The 17,059-nt window shown below is 63.6% G+C and carries 17 protein-coding genes; 12 read left to right on the forward strand and 5 right to left on the reverse strand.

Translation table 11 applies throughout. From position 1 onward, the window contains the following. The first annotated feature begins 7 nt into the window (after nt 1–7). The 3 genes from BHQ40_RS25610 to BHQ40_RS07425 all read left to right on the forward strand — a co-directional run bounded on the left by BHQ40_RS25610 (nt 8) and on the right by BHQ40_RS07425 (nt 2,465). The gene (locus BHQ40_RS25610) at nt 8–157 is read left to right on the forward strand and encodes a hypothetical protein (RefSeq protein ID WP_139139218.1); all 150 of its coding nucleotides are present in this window, start codon (nt 8–10) and stop codon (nt 155–157) included. Nucleotides 158–175: 18 nt separating this feature from the next. Then, nucleotides 176–451 (forward strand): DUF3175 domain-containing protein, encoded by a 276-nt coding sequence (locus tag BHQ40_RS07420; RefSeq protein WP_070154411.1) that lies wholly within the window; start codon nt 176–178, stop codon nt 449–451. Between the two features lie 415 nt (nt 452–866). Beyond that, the gene (locus BHQ40_RS07425) at nt 867–2,465 is read left to right on the forward strand and encodes an amidase (RefSeq protein ID WP_070154413.1); all 1,599 of its coding nucleotides are present in this window, start codon (nt 867–869) and stop codon (nt 2,463–2,465) included. Here the strand turns inward: BHQ40_RS07425 and BHQ40_RS07430 are convergent. Genes BHQ40_RS07430 through BHQ40_RS07440 form a run of 3 tightly spaced genes read right to left on the reverse strand, consistent with a single transcriptional unit; the run spans nt 2,401 to nt 4,548 of the window. Next, nucleotides 2,401–2,862 (reverse strand): DUF4345 domain-containing protein, encoded by a 462-nt coding sequence (locus BHQ40_RS07430; RefSeq protein ID WP_070154415.1) that lies wholly within the window; start codon nt 2,860–2,862, stop codon nt 2,401–2,403. The genes BHQ40_RS07425 and BHQ40_RS07430 overlap by 65 nt on opposite strands. Further along, nucleotides 2,846–3,325 (reverse strand): DUF2721 domain-containing protein, encoded by a 480-nt coding sequence (locus tag BHQ40_RS07435; RefSeq protein ID WP_070154417.1) that lies wholly within the window; start codon nt 3,323–3,325, stop codon nt 2,846–2,848. Before BHQ40_RS07435 ends, BHQ40_RS07430 begins: the two co-directional genes overlap by 17 nt. Nucleotides 3,326–3,333: 8 nt before the next feature. Continuing rightward, nucleotides 3,334–4,548, reverse strand: a complete 1,215-nt coding sequence (locus BHQ40_RS07440; RefSeq protein WP_070154421.1) for an LL-diaminopimelate aminotransferase — start codon at nt 4,546–4,548, stop codon at nt 3,334–3,336. A gap of 123 nt (nt 4,549–4,671) precedes the next feature. Between BHQ40_RS07440 and BHQ40_RS07445 the strand changes: the two genes are divergently transcribed. The 3 genes from BHQ40_RS07445 (at nt 4,672) to clpS (ending at nt 7,951) form a co-directional block, all read left to right on the forward strand. Continuing rightward, nucleotides 4,672–6,435: a PHA/PHB synthase family protein gene (locus BHQ40_RS07445; RefSeq protein ID WP_070154423.1), complete on the forward strand. Its 1,764-nt coding sequence runs from the start codon at nt 4,672–4,674 to the stop codon at nt 6,433–6,435. Nucleotides 6,436–6,554: 119 nt separating this feature from the next. Continuing rightward, a complete protein-coding gene (locus BHQ40_RS07450) occupies nt 6,555–7,400 on the forward strand; it encodes a phasin family protein (RefSeq protein ID WP_070154425.1) in 846 nt (281 codons plus the stop codon). Nucleotides 7,401–7,615: 215 nt separating this feature from the next. Beyond that, on the forward strand, nt 7,616–7,951 hold the full coding sequence (clpS, locus tag BHQ40_RS07455) for an ATP-dependent Clp protease adapter ClpS (protein WP_425516679.1): 336 nt from the start codon (nt 7,616–7,618) through the stop codon (nt 7,949–7,951). 458 nt (nt 7,952–8,409) lie between these two features. Here clpS and BHQ40_RS07460 read toward each other — a convergent pair whose 3' ends face one another. Then, a complete protein-coding gene (locus tag BHQ40_RS07460; RefSeq protein WP_139139219.1) occupies nt 8,410–8,655 on the reverse strand; it encodes a hypothetical protein in 246 nt (81 codons plus the stop codon). Between the two features lie 168 nt (nt 8,656–8,823). Between BHQ40_RS07460 and BHQ40_RS07465 the strand changes: the two genes are divergently transcribed. From BHQ40_RS07465 to BHQ40_RS07480, 4 genes are all read left to right on the forward strand, one after another. Then, complete coding sequence (locus BHQ40_RS07465) at nt 8,824–9,027, forward strand: hypothetical protein (protein WP_070154461.1); 204 nt, start codon at nt 8,824–8,826, stop codon at nt 9,025–9,027. Between the two features lie 148 nt (nt 9,028–9,175). After that, nucleotides 9,176–10,687 carry a sensor histidine kinase gene (locus BHQ40_RS07470; protein ID WP_070154430.1) on the forward strand — a complete coding sequence of 504 codons (1,512 nt, stop codon included), beginning with the start codon at nt 9,176–9,178 and terminating at the stop codon, nt 10,685–10,687. After that, the gene (locus BHQ40_RS07475) at nt 10,684–11,127 is read left to right on the forward strand and encodes a response regulator (protein WP_070154432.1); all 444 of its coding nucleotides are present in this window, start codon (nt 10,684–10,686) and stop codon (nt 11,125–11,127) included. Before BHQ40_RS07470 ends, BHQ40_RS07475 begins: the two co-directional genes overlap by 4 nt. Then, a complete protein-coding gene (locus BHQ40_RS07480) occupies nt 11,127–12,161 on the forward strand; it encodes a sensor histidine kinase (RefSeq protein WP_070154434.1) in 1,035 nt (344 codons plus the stop codon). Before BHQ40_RS07475 ends, BHQ40_RS07480 begins: the two co-directional genes overlap by 1 nt. 168 nt (nt 12,162–12,329) lie before the next feature. Here the strand turns inward: BHQ40_RS07480 and BHQ40_RS07485 are convergent, their stop codons facing one another. Then, on the reverse strand, nt 12,330–13,031 hold the full coding sequence (locus BHQ40_RS07485; RefSeq protein ID WP_253183286.1) for a GDSL-type esterase/lipase family protein: 702 nt from the start codon (nt 13,029–13,031) through the stop codon (nt 12,330–12,332). Nucleotides 13,032–13,240: 209 nt separating this feature from the next. Here BHQ40_RS07485 and BHQ40_RS07490 point away from each other — a divergent pair, with 209 nt between their 5' ends. Next, nucleotides 13,241–14,044: a SapC family protein gene (locus BHQ40_RS07490; protein WP_070154436.1), complete on the forward strand. Its 804-nt coding sequence runs from the start codon at nt 13,241–13,243 to the stop codon at nt 14,042–14,044. A gap of 119 nt (nt 14,045–14,163) precedes the next feature. Continuing rightward, nucleotides 14,164–17,059 (forward strand): beta strand repeat-containing protein (locus BHQ40_RS07495; protein WP_435593904.1); only part of this gene is annotated, 2,896 nt, incomplete at its 3' end.

Consider the following 17,059-nt stretch of genomic DNA (forward strand, 5'->3'; position numbering starts at 1 on the left):
AAACGCCATGATCCGAAAGCTCGCATCCGGCCAGTACCGGCTTTATTCTCGCAAGAAGGATGAGAGTACCGGGAAGCGCCGCAATCTCGGTACGTTCGACACGCGCTCCGCGGCGGAGAAGCACGAACGGGAAGTGCAATATTTCAAACATCATTGAGCGGTACGGGAGGTTTCCATGACCGCCAGAAAATGGTCGCAACACGTCACGGAACATAGCGATGCGCTGGATCTGGAAAAGGATGTGTTCGCCGGCGATGACCCCAGGGAAATCGCCGCATCGTTGAAACGGTCCGCCGAACATTCGAAGCGGCGCAAGGGATCGCCGTTCCGGTCCACCATGTCGATGCTGACCTTCTACATCAATCGCGCGGGAAAGCAGTTGTCCGAAAAGCAGCGGAAAACCTTGGAAAAGGCCAAGGATGAATTGCGCATCCAGTTCGGGAAACAGTGAGGCGCGGGACACGGATCGACCGGCGCGAGCGCATGATTATGATTCGAAAAAAGAATATTACAAGCCTTGATCCATCCCCATATTTGATTCACACATTGGCTGTGGACGGATAAGGCCACGGCCAAAAACCGGTCCGCGCAGTTTCAACAACGCGAAAGGAGGTGATCCGATGTCTCATGGTTCAGCAATGGGGTCGGTCAAGTCCATTCGGGAAACGCGCCGCTGAGCGACGCCGAAGCGTCGAACCTTCCAAAAATCGAGACAGGCCCGGATCGCTCAGATCCCGCCGTCATCCGTTGGAAGATAGCGCGATACACGTTTCCCCTGGGCGGCACTTCCGGCCGCTGACCATGCAATTGACGGGCCGTCGGAACATATGTTCCGGCGGCCCCTCTCATGTCTGGAGACCGCGACCATGCGCCTTTCGCTGCCGATCTTCCTGATGCTGGCCTCCGCTGTTCCGGCTGCCATCCCGGCGGCTGCGCAGGCGGCTCCGCCCGATATTGCCGATGAACCGATCTCGGACCTGTCCGCCGATATGGCGGCGGGCCGGACAAGCAGCGAAAAGGCCGTCCGCGCCTATCTGAAGCGTATCGCCGCCCTTGACCGCAAGGGGCCACGGCTCAACAGCATCATTGCCCTGAACCCGGATGCGCTTGCGCAGGCGCGGGAAATGGATGCGGAGCGCAAGGCCGGAAAATTGCGCGGGCCGCTCCACGGTGTGCCGATTTTGATCAAGGATAATATCGAAACGCTCGGCATGCCGACGACGGCGGGGTCGCTGGCCCTGATCGCCAATGACAATGGCCGCGACGCGCCTGTCGTGGCCGCGTTGCGCGCGCGGGGCGCGTTGATCCTGGGCAAGACCAACCTGTCGGAATGGGCGAATATCCGGTCGGAACGCTCGATGAGCGGCTGGAGCGCGGTCGGCGGCCTGACCCGCAATCCCTATGCGCTGGACCGGACGACCTGCGGATCGTCGAGCGGCTCCGGCGCGGCCGTGGCGGCGGGCTTCGCGCCCGGTGCGGTCGGCACGGAGACGAACGGCTCTGTCATCTGCCCCAGCTCCATGACCGGCCTTGTCGGGTTGAAGCCCACGCTTGGCCTCATTCCCCGCACCCATATCGTCCCGATCAGCCATAGCCAGGACACGCCCGGCCCCATGGCGAAAACGGTGCGGGACGCCGCCATCCTCCTGTCCGCCATGATCGCGAGAGATCCCGCCGATCCCGCAACGAAAGACGCCATGGCCCACGCGCATGACTATGCCGCCGCGCTCGACGCCAGCGCCCTGCGCGGCATGCGGATTGGCGTGATCCGCAGGGGCGCGCAGCCGGAACTGCTTGCCCGCTTCCAATCCGCTCTGGACGTTTTGAAGGCCGCGGGCGCGGAACTGGTGGAGATCACGCCGCCCAAGGCGGAGGGGATGGGCGACGCCAGTTATGACGTGCTGAAATATGAGTTGAAGGCGGACCTGGCCGACTATCTCGCCACGACTTCGCCCGGCAAGGTGAAGGTGCGGACACTCGCCGACCTGATCGCCTTCAACACGGCGGAGGCGGAAAAAGAAATGCCGCTGTTCGGCCAGGACATTTTCGAAATGGCGCAGGCGAAGGGCGGGCTGGATGATCCGGCCTATCGCGCCGCGCGGGAAAAGTCGCTGCGGCTGGCGGGCAAGGAAGGCATTGACGCGATGCTGACGGCCAACCGGCTAACCCTGCTGGCGATGATCAGCTACGGCCCCGCATGGCCGTCCGATACGGTGTGGGGCGATCAATATGAAGGGCCGAGCGGTTCCACAGGGTCAGCCGCCATTGCGGGCTATCCGCACCTCACCGTCCCGATGGGGCTGGTGCGCGGATTGCCGGTGGGCCTGAGTTTCGTCGGCACGGCCTATGCCGATCAGACGGTGCTGAATGCCGGTTACGCCTATGAACAGGCGGCGAAGATCAGGGTGAGACCTTCTTTTTCCCCAACAGTGGATGCGGGGTCTCCCTTGGAGGGTGCACGATAGTCTGGAAGCGCCGGTCAAGCCGCCCTTGCCAGACCATCAGAAGGGGAACGACGCCCAGTTCCATGATCAGGCCGAATATATGGCCCTCCGACGGCAGGCCATCGATCACCATCGACACCAGCCGCGCCAGCCCGCCGCAAATCACCAGGAAACAGAGCAGGCGAAAGCGCTCCGTCTTGATCTCGATATCCGGGATACAGCGGGCAAAGCTGATCCCGATGGCGATCAATATCCCGCTCAGGTAGCGCAGGTGGCTGTCGAGGTCGATCGGCGGCGCTTCAATGCCCCTGAACCACTCGGCCCCCAGGATCAGCCCGGCCATGCCCGCCGCGACCGGCACGACGCAGGCGATCGCAACCACGCTCTGAAGCAGCCGCTTTTCAGTGTGTGGTTTCATCGGCCTCCGCCTCGTGGAACAGCACTTCGTTGCGGATGTGGATTGTCCGCGACGCCAGCGCGATCTCTATGATGAAGGTGCCGAAAGCCGTCGCCAGAAGCAACATCGCCGTGATGAACAGCAGGGCGATCGCGGTGCCCAGATGCGCGCCCATCAATTCCGATGCGAACAGCAGGATGACGACCAGGCACACGGCGCAGGCGCTGGCCACGGTCAGGAAAATGGCGGCGTTCACCACGGATATCCGGCGGTCGAGCACCCGGATCTCGCTCACCATCCTGTCATGCTCCCGCCCGCGCGTATGCAGGATGCGGTCCTCGATCACCCGCGCGCGGTCGATGACGCGCGCCAGCCGCCCGGTGCACACGTTCAGGAACGCCCCGATACCGGCAAGCAGGAACACCGGCGCCAGCGCAAGCTGAATGACCTGCGCCACCTGTGCCACTTGTGGTATCGGGATCATGGGGATGATCAGCCCGCCAACGCCTTTCCGTCCGAAGTGTTGACGCCCATCGATTGCAGATAGCGCTTCACATTGCGCGCCGCCTGGCGAAGCCGCTGCTCATTCTCCACCATGGCGATGCGGACATAGCCCTCGCCATCCTCGCCATAACCGACGCCGGGCGCGACCGCGACCTTGGCATGGGTCAGGAGCTGCTTGGAAAATTCCAGGCTGCCCATATCCTTCAGCGCGGGCGGCAGGGGCGCCCATGCGAACATCGACGCTTTGGGCGCGGGAATGTCCCACCCGGCGCGGGCGAAGCTCTCCACCAGCACGTCGCGGCGCTTGTGATACAGTTCGCGGTTCTTCTGCACGATGTCCTGCGGGCCGTTGAGCGCCGCGCAGGCCGCCGCCTGGATCGGCGTGAACGCGCCATAATCGAGATAGGATTTCACCCGGCTCATGGCCGCGATCAACTGCTTGTTGCCGACCGCGAAGCCGATGCGCCAGCCCGCCATCGAATAGGTCTTGCTGAGCGAGGTGAACTCGATCGCAATGTCCTTCGCGCCCGGCACCTGCAGGATGGAGGGCGTTGGGTTGCCGTCATAATAGAGCTCGGAATAGGCAAGGTCGGACAGGACCCAGACCTTGTTCTCCTTCGCCCAGGCGACCAGCCGCTCGTAAAAGGCCAGGTCCACCGTCTCCGCCGTCGGGTTGGACGGATAGTTGACGACCAGGATCGACGGGCGCGGCACGGTGAAGGCCATCGCCCGGTCGAGCGCGCGGAAATAATTCTCGTCCGGCGTCGTCGGCACCGACCGGATGGTCGCGCCCGCGATGATGAAGCCGAACATGTGGATCGGGTAGCTGGGGTTGGGCGCCAGCACGACGTCGCCGGGCGCGGTGATCGCGGTGGCGAGGCTGGCCAGCCCCTCCTTCGACCCCATGGTCACGACGACCTCCGTCTCCGGGTCGACATCCACGCCGAAACGGCGGCCATAATAATTGGCCTGCGCCTTGCGCAGCCCCGGAATGCCCTTCGACTGGGAATAGCCATGGGCGTTGGGCTTGCGCGCGACTTCCACCAGCTTGTCGATCACATGGTCGGGCGGCGGCAGGTCGGGATTGCCCATGCCGAGGTCGATAATGTCCTCGCCCGCCGCTCGCGCAGCCGCCCGCATGCCGTTGACTTCGGCGATGACGTAGGGGGGCAGGCGCTTCATGCGGTAAAATTCTTCGGACATTGTCTCTCTCGATCTCTCCATGAATGGAACGGAAGTTGCGACGCCGCTTTATGTGACGGCAAACGGCCTATATACCGGGGGAGGACTCCTTGCCAGAGGGACGGGAGAACAGGGGAGACGATTATGGCGCAAGGTGACGGCGAAACCCTGGAACTCCCCTCTCTCGACCAGATGCAGCATTGGACCAGGGTGATCGGCCGGGCGCAGCAGATGATGCTGGAACGCGCCAGCCAGGCGGTTTCGGACGCCCCGGCGCATGTGCCCGGCTATCCCATGCCCTTCGATCCGCAGACGGTTGCGGCCATACAATCGGAATTCGCCAATGAGGGCATGGCCCTGTGGCAGCGCTTTCTGGACAGCGGCGGCCTGATGGCGAAGGAGCCGGCGCCCGCCCCGGCGGACAGCATCGCCGCGCGCAAGGACAGGCGGTTTTCCGATCCCGCCTGGGCGAAGCATCCGCTGTTCGACCTCATCCGCCAAAGCTACCTGCTGGCGTCGGATTATCTGCTGCGCCTGTCGGACGCCGTGGATGGCGTCGATCCCAAGCAGAAGGCGCAACTGCGCTTCGCGACGCAGGGGTTGGTCGACGCCATGTCGCCCAGCAATTTTCCGCTGACCAATCCCAAGGTGCTGGACAAGACGCTGGAGACGGGCGGCGAAAATCTGCTCAAGGGCCTGAAGCATATGCTGGCCGACATGGAAAAGGGCCAGCTTACCCACACTGACGGCTCCCTGTTCGAACTTGGCCGCAATGTCGCGTCCACGCCGGGCAAGGTCATCAAGGAAACGCCGCTCTACCAGCTCATCCATTATGCGCCGACGACCGACAAGGTGCTTGAAACGCCGCTGGTCATCTTCCCCCCCTGGATCAACCGCTTCTACATCCTCGATCTCTCGCCGGAAAAAAGCTTCGTCCGCTGGGCGGTGGAGCAGGGGATCAGCGTGTTCATCGTGTCGTGGAAGTCGGCGGACGCGACGATGAAGGATGTCATCTGGGACGATTACATCCTGAAGGGCCAGATCGACGCCATCGATACGGTGCGCGACCTGCTGGACGTGGAGAGCGTCCATACCGTCGGATATTGCGTCGCGGGGACGACCCTTGCCGCCACGTTGGCGCTGCTCGCCGCGCGGGGTGAGGAGGCGAAGGTCAAGAGCGCCACCTATTTCACGGCCCAGGTCGATTTCAGCAAGGCGGGCGACCTGACCCTGTTCGTGGACGACGAGCAACTGAAGCTCGTCGATCAACTGGCGTCGCCCGGCTATCTCGACGGGCGCTATATGGCGGCGACCTTCAACCTGCTGCGCGGCCGCGACCTCATCTGGAACTATGTGATCAACAATTATCTGCTGGGTCAGGACTATCCGCCGTTCGACCTGCTGTTCTGGAATGGCGACACCACCAACCTGCCCGCGAAATGGCACAAGGCCTATCTTGCGGATCTGTATCGCGACAACAAGCTGGCGGTTCCGGGCGGCATAACCGTCGATGGCACGCCGATCGATCTGCACCGGGTCAAGACGCCATCCTATATTCAGGCGGGGCAGGAGGATCATATCGCCCCGGTCTCCAGCGTCTGGAAACTGACCGAGCATTTCTCCGGTCCGCTGCGCTTCGTGCTGGCGGGGTCGGGTCATATCGCCGGGGTGATCAATCCGCCGTCGCTGGGCAAATATCAATATTGGACCAATGACGCGCCGGTGGCGACGCTGGACGATTTTGTTGCGGGTGCGAAAGAAACCAAGGGCAGTTGGTGGCCGGACTGGCTGGCGTGGATTGAGGACATGACCCCGGCGAAGGTTCCCGCAAAGGGCGCGAGAAAGCCGGGCAAGGGCAAGCTGAAGGCGCTGGAGGATGCCCCCGGGAGCTATGTCAAGACGCGGTAAAATCCCCTTTCCATAACCGCTTGCAGGGCTCGCCGCGCATTTTGCTGCACTGCACAATAAAGACTTGCATTAACCCTACGACTCGGCTATTGTGCAACGCAACAAAGGTGAGGACCGTCGTGGCCAAGCAACCGAAAAGCTCCAAACCTGGTCCCGTCGCCAAGCGCGCGGCCAAGGCGCCTATCGTCAAGCCGCGGGTCAGCGTTGCGCGCAAACAGGCTGTCGCCGCGTCCGCCGCTGCGCCTGAACCTGCTGTATTGACCGCGACGCAGGCGTTGAACGCCGCCGCCGCCGCGACGGGTGAGGCGGTCACGCCGGCGCCCAAGCCCAAAAGGACCTATACTCGGAAGGTCGTTCCCGTTCCTGCCGTGGCGAAGGCTGCGCCGGAACCCAAGATTGCTGCACCGACGGACATTCCCGCCGTGGCGGCGCCACTCCAGGAAGAAAAGACCCCGGAACCGGTCGTAGAAGCCGCTCTGGTGCAAGCAGAAGGAAATGCGATGATGACGGACGTTATTGAAACGACGAAGAAGATCACCGACGAAGCGAAGGCGAAGCTTGAGAGCGCATTCGCCGAATTCAACCAGAAGGCGAAGGCCGGCGTTGAAAAGTCGACCAAGGCGCTCGGTGAACTGAGCGACATCACCAAGGGCAATGTCGAAGCGTTCGTCGAATCCGGCAAGATCGCTGCGAAGGGTGTCGAGGCGATGGGCCAGGACGCCGCCGAATATGGCCGCAAGAGCTTCGAGAAGGCCACCGCGACGATGAAGAGCTTTGCTTCCGTCAAGTCGCCGACCGAATTCTTCCAGCTTCAGAGCGAACTGCTGTCGACCACTTTCGACGCCTTCGCCAAGGAAACCGCGAAGAACAGCGAAGCCATGCTGAAGCTGGCCGGCGACGTCGCCCAGCCGATCAGCACGCGCGTTTCGCTCGTCACTGAAAAGGTGAAGTCGCTCGCGGCCTGATCGCAGGACTTTACAGTATTGACGAAGGGGCGGCCTCCCGGCGACGGGACGGCCGCCCCTTTTGTGTCCGGTGCGTTCCGAACCGGCACGACTATACGGGAAATGGGTCTGATTAAGCGGGTGAAATGCGTGCGCTGCCTCTTGCGCCTCACCCATGACTTGCCATATTCTTGTCCGGCATGAACAGCATTGGCATCAATAACGGCCGCTTCGCGATGATGGCGGAGCGCAAGGACGACGAAGATGGCGCGGGCGGTCCCGGCGTCGGCATCGCCACGCGCACCCGCGCCCGCACCAAGAAGCCGTCGCTCTACAAGGTGTTGATGCTGAACGACGATTACACGCCGATGGAATTTGTCGTGCATGTCCTGCAGCAGTTTTTCCGCATGGATATGGAGGAGGCGACCCGCGTCATGCTTCACGTCCATCAGCGCGGCGTCGGCGTCTGCGGCATCTTCAGCTATGAGGTCGCGGAGACGAAGGTGAACCAGGTGATGGACTTCGCCCGGCAGAACCAGCATCCCCTGCAGTGCACGCTGGAAAAGGCGTAAACGGGCCGGCGTTCGATCCGTCATCCTGACGAAAGTCGGGATCCCTTCTGAGCTGCATCGCCAAAACTATCGAATGGATGCTGATATTCATCAGCACGGAGATGGCATCGCCGGTCACGCTACCGCCTTCGGCCCAGAGCCTGTCCTGATCGGCTACAGATACAGCCTGTTCCTGCGAAAGCAGGAACCCAGTCCCGCCATCTGCACTGAACTCCTGCCTGTGCAGACGGAAGCGCGCACCCGTCCGCACAGGCAAAGGCTGACCTTCCCTCCCTTTTCGCACAGGTCACATACGAGTCATTGATCGCGGGCACATAGGCCCCTGCATCGCCAGCAGGAGGGCCGTTCATGGACCCTATACAACCGGAGCGCTTTGGAAAACCCGCTACGCCCGGTCCCTGACACCTATGTTGCTGCGCTGTGAATGGATGCGGCCCGCCCGGACGGCAGAGCGGGGATTACCAGAAGACCGTCGCCACAATCACGGCCGCCATGCTGGACAGATAGGCGAGGGCCTCGGTGACGAGCTGGCGCAGCGGATAGCGGGATTCCCCAACAGTGAAATCCGGGTCGCTTTCGATCCATGCGATGGCGCGGTCATTATAGTCGCGCCAGCTCTCGCCGATGCGCGGTTCCAGGCCGTCAACGGTGACGACGGGGCCGTCTTGCAGGTCGATCAGGTCGGGAAATGTCATGATCGTCACGGTGCCACTCCCCCTTTTCTGCAAGATTTCACAAATGTAGCGCGTCTCTGAAGGAAAGTCGCGAACGAAATGCATTTTCTCTTGCAAAATTTTCCGACTCGCATCGCCCCTCCTTGGACCGGCGGTCACGCCATTGTGCTTTCCGGTGATCGGCGGCATTCTGCGGCCATGCGCACGACATTCGATCAGGCTTCCGTCCGGCTCTATTTTCTCGACGATGGCGGGGAGGGCGGCTCTGCCTCCACGCTATTCTACGGACCGTTGGGCGAGGCGCTGGAGATCGCCGCGCAACAGCCGGAGGAGGTGCAGGCCGGTCTCTATCTGGCGACGGAAAATGACGTGGTGGCCTTTCTCGACCTGACCGGAGGATGACGGGACGGCTGCAGGGCGCGCGCGGAGGGCGGAACATCGCCGTCCATGCCCCCGCAAACCGGCATATATCTTATCCAGGTTAAGGTCTGGATGATCCGCATACGAATAGGCTTCCCCTTTGGCATTTTCTTGCCTTAAGGATCGGGTGATGAAGGCCCCGACACTGTTACCCTTGGACAAGGACAAGCATTTCGGGCGGCTTGTCATCATTTTCGTCAGCGTCGGATTCATCGCCATTTTCGCCGCCGGGCTGGCGGCGGCGTTCGCCGTGCAGCGCAATGGCGAACATACCGCCTGGCTCATCCACACCTATGACGTCGAACGCGCCATCGGCCGCGTGGATTCAGCAGTGCAGAGCATGCGTTTCGCCCGGCGCGGCTATCTGCTGGATCGCCGCCCGGCCATCCGGGAGGATTATGCCGAGGCGCGGGGGGATCTGCAGCGGGCGATTGATCGCGTCGCTGAACTGACCCGCGACAACGCCATGCAGCAACGGCTCATCCCGCAAGTCCGCGCGCTCGCGCGGGAGATGGATGCCATGCTGCTGTTCACCATGGCGGAGGCGGATGCCGGGCGGATGACGGGCATCGGCCGGCGGGCGGGCGATGCCGGTTCCGCCGACGTGTCGTCGCGGATTCAAAAAGCGACCGCCGCGATGCTTGCCGAGGAGCAGAGATTGCTGGGTCAGCGCGTGCGGGCGCAGCAATCGAGCATCACGTTGTTCTATTGGGCGCTCGGCCTGGGCGGCATATTGCTTTTCTTTGTGGCGATCGGGTCGGTGGCGACGATCCGCCATTATACCTCCGGCCTCATGCGCTCCCGCAACCAACTGCGCGTGCTGAACGAGGATCTGGAGGGGGCGGTGCGCGTCCGCACGATCGACCTCCAGCGCGCCAATGATGAAATCCAGCGCTTCGCCTATATCGTGTCGCACGATCTGCGCTCGCCGCTGGTCAACGTCATGGGTTTCACGGCGGAACTGGACGCGGCCACCCATTCGCTCCGCGCGCTGATCGACCGGGCGGAGGCCGAAGCGCCCGCCATTGTGACGGAGGAAGCCCGCCTCGCCGCGCGGGAGGACTTGCCCGAAGCCATCGGCTTCATCCGCACATCGACGCAGAAGATGGATCGCCTGATCAACGCGATCCTGCGCCTGTCCCGCGAGGGCCGCCGCACGATCGCGCCCGAGACGCTGGACATGGTGGGCATGTTCCAGGGCGTCGCCGACACGTTGCGCCACCGGACGGAGGAAGTCGGCGCGACCATCAGGATCGCCGATGATCTGCCGCCGATGGTCAGCGACCGTCTGGCCGTGGAGCAGATCGCATCCAACCTTGTCGAAAACGCCGTGAAATATCTGCGCCGGGACAGGCCGGGCATAATAGAAGTCACAGGGCAGCGGCGCGGCCTTCGCGTCTTATACCAGATTAAGGACAATGGCCGGGGAATTGATCCAAAGGACCATGAACGGGTGTTCGATCTGTTCCGCCGGTCGGGGGAGCAGGATCAGCCGGGCGAGGGGATCGGACTGGCGCATGTTCGCGCTTTGGCCTATCGCCTCGGCGGAACCATAACCGTCGCCTCGCAACTGGGGGAAGGCGCGGTGTTTGAAGTCAATCTGCCGGCGGTATTCGCCGGCGCCGGGGAGAAAGACAGATGAACGGTCAACAGCCGGTCAACATCGTGATGATCGAGGATGATGAGGGTCACGCCCGCCTCATCGAGAAGAATATTCGCCGCGCGGGCATCTCCAACGCGATCCGCCATTTCGTGGACGGCACCTCCGCGCTCAAATATCTGTATGAGGATAGCAGCGGCCCCGCACTGAACGGCCCGGCGCTGATCCTGCTCGACCTCAACCTGCCCGACATGAGCGGCACGGACATCCTGGCGAAGATCAAGGGCGAAGGCCCGTTGAAGCGCACGCCCGTCGTCGTCCTCACCACCACGGACGACAAGATCGAAATCCAGCGCTGCTACGATCTGGGCTGCAACGTCTACATTACCAAGCCCGTGAATTATGAAAGCTTCGCCGATGCGATCAAGCAGCTCGGCCTGTTCCTTTCGGTCATTCAGGTGCCGGATCTCGATTCCGATTAATGGCTGACGCGCCGCACATCCTCTACATTGACGACGACGAGGGTTTGCGGCGGCTGACGCGCCGTGTCCTGGAACGGCGCGGCTATCGCGTGGAACTGGCGGAAAGCGGCGCGCAGGGTGTGGCGATGGCCGCGGAAACCGCCTTCGATCTTGTCGCCGTCGATCATTATATGCCGGGGCAGGACGGCCTCGCCACCCTGGCGCAGCTCCGCGCACTGCCGTCCCCGCCGCCGGTCATCTATGTCACCGGGTCGGAGGAAGGCCGGATCGCCGTCGCCGCGCTGAAGGCCGGGGCCGTCGATTATGTCGTCAAGACGGTAGGCGAGGATTTCTTCGACCTGCTCGCCAGCGCCATTCAACAGGCGCTGGTCGCCGTGCGGCTGCGCGTGGAAAAGGAACAGGCGGAGGCGCAGCTTCGCGCCAGCAACGACCGGCTCCAGGCGTTGCTGGGGGAAGTGAACCACCGCGTCGCCAACAGTCTCCAGCTTGTGTCCGCCTTCGTCCATATGCAGGCGCGCGCCCTTGCCGACGATAACGCCCGCGCCGCGCTGGAGGATACGCAGCGCCGCATCGCCGCCATCGCCCAGGTGCACAAGCGCCTCTACACCACCGATGACGTCGAGACCGTGGATATGGAGGAATATCTCGGCGCGCTGATCGCGGAGCTGGAGCAAACCTGGTCGACGCCGCTGTCCCGCCGCACTCTGCAGCTTGTCGCCGAACCGCTGAAACTCGCCACGGACAAAGCGGTCGCGGTAGGCATCATCGTCAATGAGCTGGTCAGCAACGCCTGCAAATATGCTTATGACAGCACGACACCCGGCGAGGTCCGCGTGCTGCTGAGCCGCGAGACGCCGGACAGCTTCCGCCTTCGGGTCGAGGATGACGGCAGGGGCATGCCATCCGACGGCGTATCGATCGGCACCGGCCTCGGCTCGAAGATCGTCAGGGCCATGGCCGACACGCTGCGGACGGCGATAGAGTTCGACACCGGATCGCCCGGCACGCGGGTCTCGCTGGTCGCGGGGCTTTAGGGAAGTGATTGGAGGGTGGTGAATGCTGCCACTCTCCTCATTCTATCGTCACCCCAGCGCAGGCTGGGGTCTCAGGCGGCTTGGCGCATCCCTGCCTGAGATGCCAGCCTTCGCTGGCATGACGGTTCTGGTCGTCGGCTGGTCAAAGCGGCTGAATTTTGCCGACCCTCAGGACGAAGCCAGCTTCTCCGTCACCTGGGGCGGCGCAGCATCCAGATAGGCGTCCACGATCGCCGTCCACCGCGCATAGCCCAGCGCGTTCATATGCAGGCCGTCCACGGTGTAGAATTGCCTGTCGGGCGTACCGTCCACCGCCAGCAGGGATTTGCTGACATCCAGAAAATCGAAACCGCCGCCGGTCTTGGCGTGCGCCTTCACCGTCGCGTTCACCATCGCCATCTTGCCCCACAAATCATCGCGCAGCGGGCTGTGCTTCATCGACAGATAGGCGATGCGCGCATGGGGGAAGTCCGCCCGTATCTTGCCCAGCAGGGTCAGCACATCGGCCGCCACCAGATCGGGGCTTCTTCCTGCGGCAATGTCATTTTCGCCGACATAGACGATCACGCTCTCCGGCTGGCACCCGGCGATCACCTGGGGATAATAGTGCAGGACATCGGGCGTCGTCGCGCCGCCAAAGCCGCGATTGACCGCATCGATGTCGGGAAAGCTGCGGGCGACATTCCACAGGCGGATGCTGGAACTGCCGACGAACAGCGCATCGTCGTCCGCCGCCCGTTCCGCGACCTGCTGGCGCGAAAATGCTTCGATCTCCGGCGCGAAGCGCGCGAAACCGTCGGCTGCCGCCGGAACGCCGCCAATGGCTGCGGCCGGTATCGCCAGCATCATCGCCGTCAGAAAATATCTCATGCCTGTGCCCCGTCCGACATCGCCCTTATATCATGATAACGGGCGGAAAGGCATGGGTTTTAAAGGCAGGGGATTTATCGGCTCAGGATGGATATTTCCCTTTCGCATTCGACTCTATCGCATCCTGAATTTCCCCTATATGTTCCCAATTGTCCCAAATCGGTACATAGTGCCTGCGGGACAATCGGGGGTCCGAGGGGGATATGCCGATGCAGTCGATCGTCGATACCGTCAGCCTGCCGCTATTCTATAATCAGCTCGCGGCTCTGGACAGCGTCGTGCATGACGGGTTCCGGTTTGAACCGGTCAAGCGCCCGGCCGATCTTTCGCGGCAGAATGTCGTGCCCCTGCTGGGAGAGGAATTTGCGCCGGCCGGCCGCTTCTATCCGGTCGTGTTCTCCTCCGGCGACAGGCCGGTTCCGATTGCGGTGATGGGCCTCGACACTGGCGAGAACCGCTTTGTCGATGCGCAGACCGGGGCCTTCCCGCGCGGTCTTTACGTCCCCGCCTATGTCCGCCGTTACCCTTGGCTCCTGGCGCACAGGCCGGGGGACGGGGAACTCATCCTGTGCTTCGATCCGTCATCCGGCGTCGTCCGGGCAGGGGGCAAGGGCGGTTATCCCCTGTTCGCTGACGGCGGCCCCAGCCCGGCCCTGTCCCGGATCATCGCCTTCTGCCACACTTTTGAGGCCGCCGCCGCCCGGACCGAAAATCTGGTCAGGCATCTGATGGAGCTTGATCTGCTCAAGGATGCGGCGCTCGATATCCGCACGGAAATGCTGGCGCATGCGCCCGCCTATGCGGGGTTCCGGATCGTCGATGGCGCGCGGTTGCTCGACCTTGCGCCCGCCCGCCTGCGCGACATGGCGCATGACGGGACATTGCAATGGATTCACGACCATCTGAAGTCGCTGGACCTTATGGAAACGCTCTACGGAAAGCGGCGCGGGCGGAGGCCCGCGCGCATCGCCAGGGCGCTGAGATCGGCGGTCAGGATCGCGAATGTCGCCTGATATCCGTGGCGGGCTGGCGAACCCGTTCACAAATCGCAAACGGCCTGGTCGCGGAATCTTAAGGGTCGGGCATTAGCCGCAATCGCCCAACACAGACTTTTCAATAGGGGTGGAGTTATATGATGAACCGCAACAAGGTCCGGCTGTCGACGGGCATCATGAGTGGCGCGGTTGTTTTCGCCCTCGCCCATCCCTCCATTGCCGAGGCCGCTTGCGCGACCGATCCCAACACCGTCACCTGCACCGCCGCCGGCAACACCGCGTCCAGCGTGAACACGGCCGTCGGCTCCATCACCCCTCCCAATGTCTCGCTCGTGCTGTCGGCTGGCTCTACCGTCGTCGATGACGGCCCCGGCGCGATCATCGTCGGCCCGGCCTATACCGGCGCGGTCACCTTCACCAATGGCGGCATTGTCGGCACTAACGTCAATCCCGTCGATTTCCGCTACACCGGCGATACCGCCACGGCGACGAACAGCTTTACCGGCATCAACAGCACCGGCGCGGAGATTTTCGGCGACGTGCTGGTGGACAGCGTCGGCGGCGCGACCTCCTTCCAGAATGCGGGAACGGTCAGCGGCCGTATCGACCTGTCCGGCCAGGGCGCCGTCAGCGCCGCGATCGACGGCATCGTGACGCGCGACGTCGACCTTCGCTCCGCGCTCGGCGACAGCAGCGTCACCCTGACCGGCGAAGCGCGCGAAGGCGTCTCCGCCATCAGCCGCGGCACGAACGGCAGCGTTTCCACCTACACCATCACGGGCGGCACGGCCTCCATCGTTATCCAGTCGTCCGCCGCGATGACCGCCGCGCAGACCCCCGCCGTCGTTTCCGGCGACATTTATGCGATGGGCCGCGCCGGATCGTCCGTGTCGATCAGCGCGGGCAGCCGCGTCCTCACCGATCCCGGCCTTGGCGGCACGATCGGCCTCGATGGCCTCAGCGCCGACATGTACGACATCACGCAGAGCGCTACATCCGACCCGTCCGGCACGGGCAGCGCGACCAGCAACTATTTCGCCCGCGCCGTCGGCGGTCCCTCGACCTTCACCAATGCGGGCATCGTCGGCGGGGCCAGCGCGACGCTGACCGGTGGCTATTATGATGCGCCGGTGGAAGTCTATGTCGACAGCGCCACGCAATCCACGGCGACCAACAGCGGCACCATCTATGGCGACGTCGCCGTGTATGCGCTGGGCGGCACCTACAGCCGCGTGATCCAGAGCACGGGCACCAACAACCCGCCAACGCAGGTCGACCAGACGACGGAAGTCTATGTAAAGACCGCCGCCCCGGCCTCCTTCGTCAACAGCGGCCTGGTTGGCGGCAATGCTACGATGACCGCGACGCAGGGCACGGCGACGAACAGCGGCGTGATCCGCGGCGGCGTCTATCTCGGCTCCTCGGCGCAGCATTATACGGCGGTGGACAATGTCATAACCGCGCTGGGCGCGACGCCGCTGGTGCAGACCTATAGCTTCGCCCAGAACGGCTTCGTCGGCGGCGCGGACGGCGGCAACGCCATCCTCGTGCGCGGCGCGATCGAAGGGTCGAGCTATGGCGTCGATAGCGCGCTGATCCCCAATGGCGGCCCGCTGATCAGCAACACCATCGTCGCGACGCTGAACCTGAACGCGGGGTCGGTGACGGTCGGCAATGTCTCGGCGGAGCATGACGCCGCGACCGGCGCGCGCTACACCCAGACCACGCTGAACCTCAACGGCAACGGCTATCTCGGCCTGTCCAATGCCGACAGCGCCCGGCAGCAGGAAAGCGCCGCCGCGCTCGCGCCCTTCGCCGCCACCGATCCGCTGCTGAACACAGCGGACGTCGCCTCCACCCTGTCCGCCGCCAGCTTCCTGACGGCGGGATCGCGCATCCTGGGCGTCGATTCGGTGGCAAAGACCGGGACGGGTACCTTCGTCATCAACGGCGCGGCCTTTGTTCCGGGCGGCACGCCGACCTGGACGATGGACGTCGGCAATTTCGCGATCAATCAGGGCGCGGTGCAACTCGACGTCAATGGCGGATCGAACCTGTTCGGCATTCGCGGCAATGTCTCCAACGGCGCGACGCTGGTCGTCGGCCGCCTGCAGGCCGCCAACGCCAACGGCATCGCCACGGTGGACGGCATCAGCGCCTATGTGCGCGGCAACTTCGCCCAGTCTGCCTCCGGCACTTTGGTCATGGGCGTCACCCCGGTCGTGCAGACCTCCGGCACTGCGGGCGGCGTCGCGCTGGCGCAGGTCGTCCCGGCGATCACGCCCGGCATCGTCTATTCCTCGCCCAGCTTCATCACGGTTGACGGCAATCTCTCGCTCGCCGGCACCGTGAATGTGGTGACGGGCAGCAATGGGCGCTTCATCGCCGGAACCCGCGCCGACCTGTTCGACGTTTCGGGCAGCGTCGGGGTGACGGCCGATGCGATCGCCAATGGCGTCAACTCGCCCTTCCTCGACCTGATCTTCCGCGAGCGCGCCGGCGCGCCCGGACGCACGATCGTCTCGGTGGAGGTGCAGCGCCAATCCTACGCCACCGACGCAGCCGACCTGAATGTCGTGGCGGTCGGCCATGCGCTGGACGCCATCCTGCCGACCGTGTTCGCCCGTCTGGAAGACCCGGCCTTCACCGGCAACCCCGCCAATGCAGCGGCGGTGTCCAATCTTCAGGACATGGCGGACGTCCTGAACGCCCTCGACGCGCAGCTTGACGAGGATCAGATCGCCGAAGCGATGCAGGAACTGGCCAGCGGCGAGTTTTACGGCTCCATCGCCGCGATCCGCACGACCGATCCGTTCGGCGACTTCACCCGCTATCTGCCGCGCGCGATGGGCAAGGGCGGCCTCAACATCTGGCTCAGCCCCAACGGCAATTTCGTCCGCTACGGCCGCAACGTCCCCTATGGCGCGTCGGCGACCCGGACGCAGAATTATGGCGGCTCGGTCGGCCTCGGCACCACCACGGCGGGCGGCGTCAGCCTGGGCCTTGGCTTCGGCTATGGCGACATCGACATCA

This window comes from Sphingobium phenoxybenzoativorans, assembly GCF_001757355.1.
In the GTDB taxonomy this organism is placed as follows: Bacteria; Pseudomonadota; Alphaproteobacteria; order Sphingomonadales; family Sphingomonadaceae; genus Sphingobium; species Sphingobium phenoxybenzoativorans.

Excerpts from the sequence above, each read along its gene's own strand:
- BHQ40_RS25610 (WP_139139218.1), top strand. The coding sequence starts at position 8 with ATGATCCGAAAGCTCGCATCCGGCCAGTACCGGCTTTATTCTCGCAAG.
- BHQ40_RS07420 (WP_070154411.1), top strand. The coding sequence starts at position 176 with ATGACCGCCAGAAAATGGTCGCAACACGTCACGGAACATAGCGATGCG.
- BHQ40_RS07425 (WP_070154413.1), top strand. The coding sequence starts at position 867 with ATGCGCCTTTCGCTGCCGATCTTCCTGATGCTGGCCTCCGCTGTTCCG.
- BHQ40_RS07430 (WP_070154415.1), bottom strand. The coding sequence starts at position 2,862 with ATGAAACCACACACTGAAAAGCGGCTGCTTCAGAGCGTGGTTGCGATC.
- BHQ40_RS07435 (WP_070154417.1), bottom strand. The coding sequence starts at position 3,325 with ATGATCCCGATACCACAAGTGGCACAGGTGGCGCAGGTCATTCAGCTT.
- BHQ40_RS07440 (WP_070154421.1), bottom strand. The coding sequence starts at position 4,548 with ATGTCCGAAGAATTTTACCGCATGAAGCGCCTGCCCCCCTACGTCATC.
- BHQ40_RS07445 (WP_070154423.1), top strand. The coding sequence starts at position 4,672 with ATGGCGCAAGGTGACGGCGAAACCCTGGAACTCCCCTCTCTCGACCAG.
- clpS (WP_425516679.1), top strand. The coding sequence starts at position 7,616 with ATGATGGCGGAGCGCAAGGACGACGAAGATGGCGCGGGCGGTCCCGGC.
- BHQ40_RS07465 (WP_070154461.1), top strand. The coding sequence starts at position 8,824 with ATGCGCACGACATTCGATCAGGCTTCCGTCCGGCTCTATTTTCTCGAC.
- BHQ40_RS07470 (WP_070154430.1), top strand. The coding sequence starts at position 9,176 with ATGAAGGCCCCGACACTGTTACCCTTGGACAAGGACAAGCATTTCGGG.
- BHQ40_RS07475 (WP_070154432.1), top strand. The coding sequence starts at position 10,684 with ATGAACGGTCAACAGCCGGTCAACATCGTGATGATCGAGGATGATGAG.
- BHQ40_RS07480 (WP_070154434.1), top strand. The coding sequence starts at position 11,127 with ATGGCTGACGCGCCGCACATCCTCTACATTGACGACGACGAGGGTTTG.
- BHQ40_RS07485 (WP_253183286.1), bottom strand. The coding sequence starts at position 13,031 with ATGAGATATTTTCTGACGGCGATGATGCTGGCGATACCGGCCGCAGCC.
- BHQ40_RS07490 (WP_070154436.1), top strand. The coding sequence starts at position 13,241 with ATGCAGTCGATCGTCGATACCGTCAGCCTGCCGCTATTCTATAATCAG.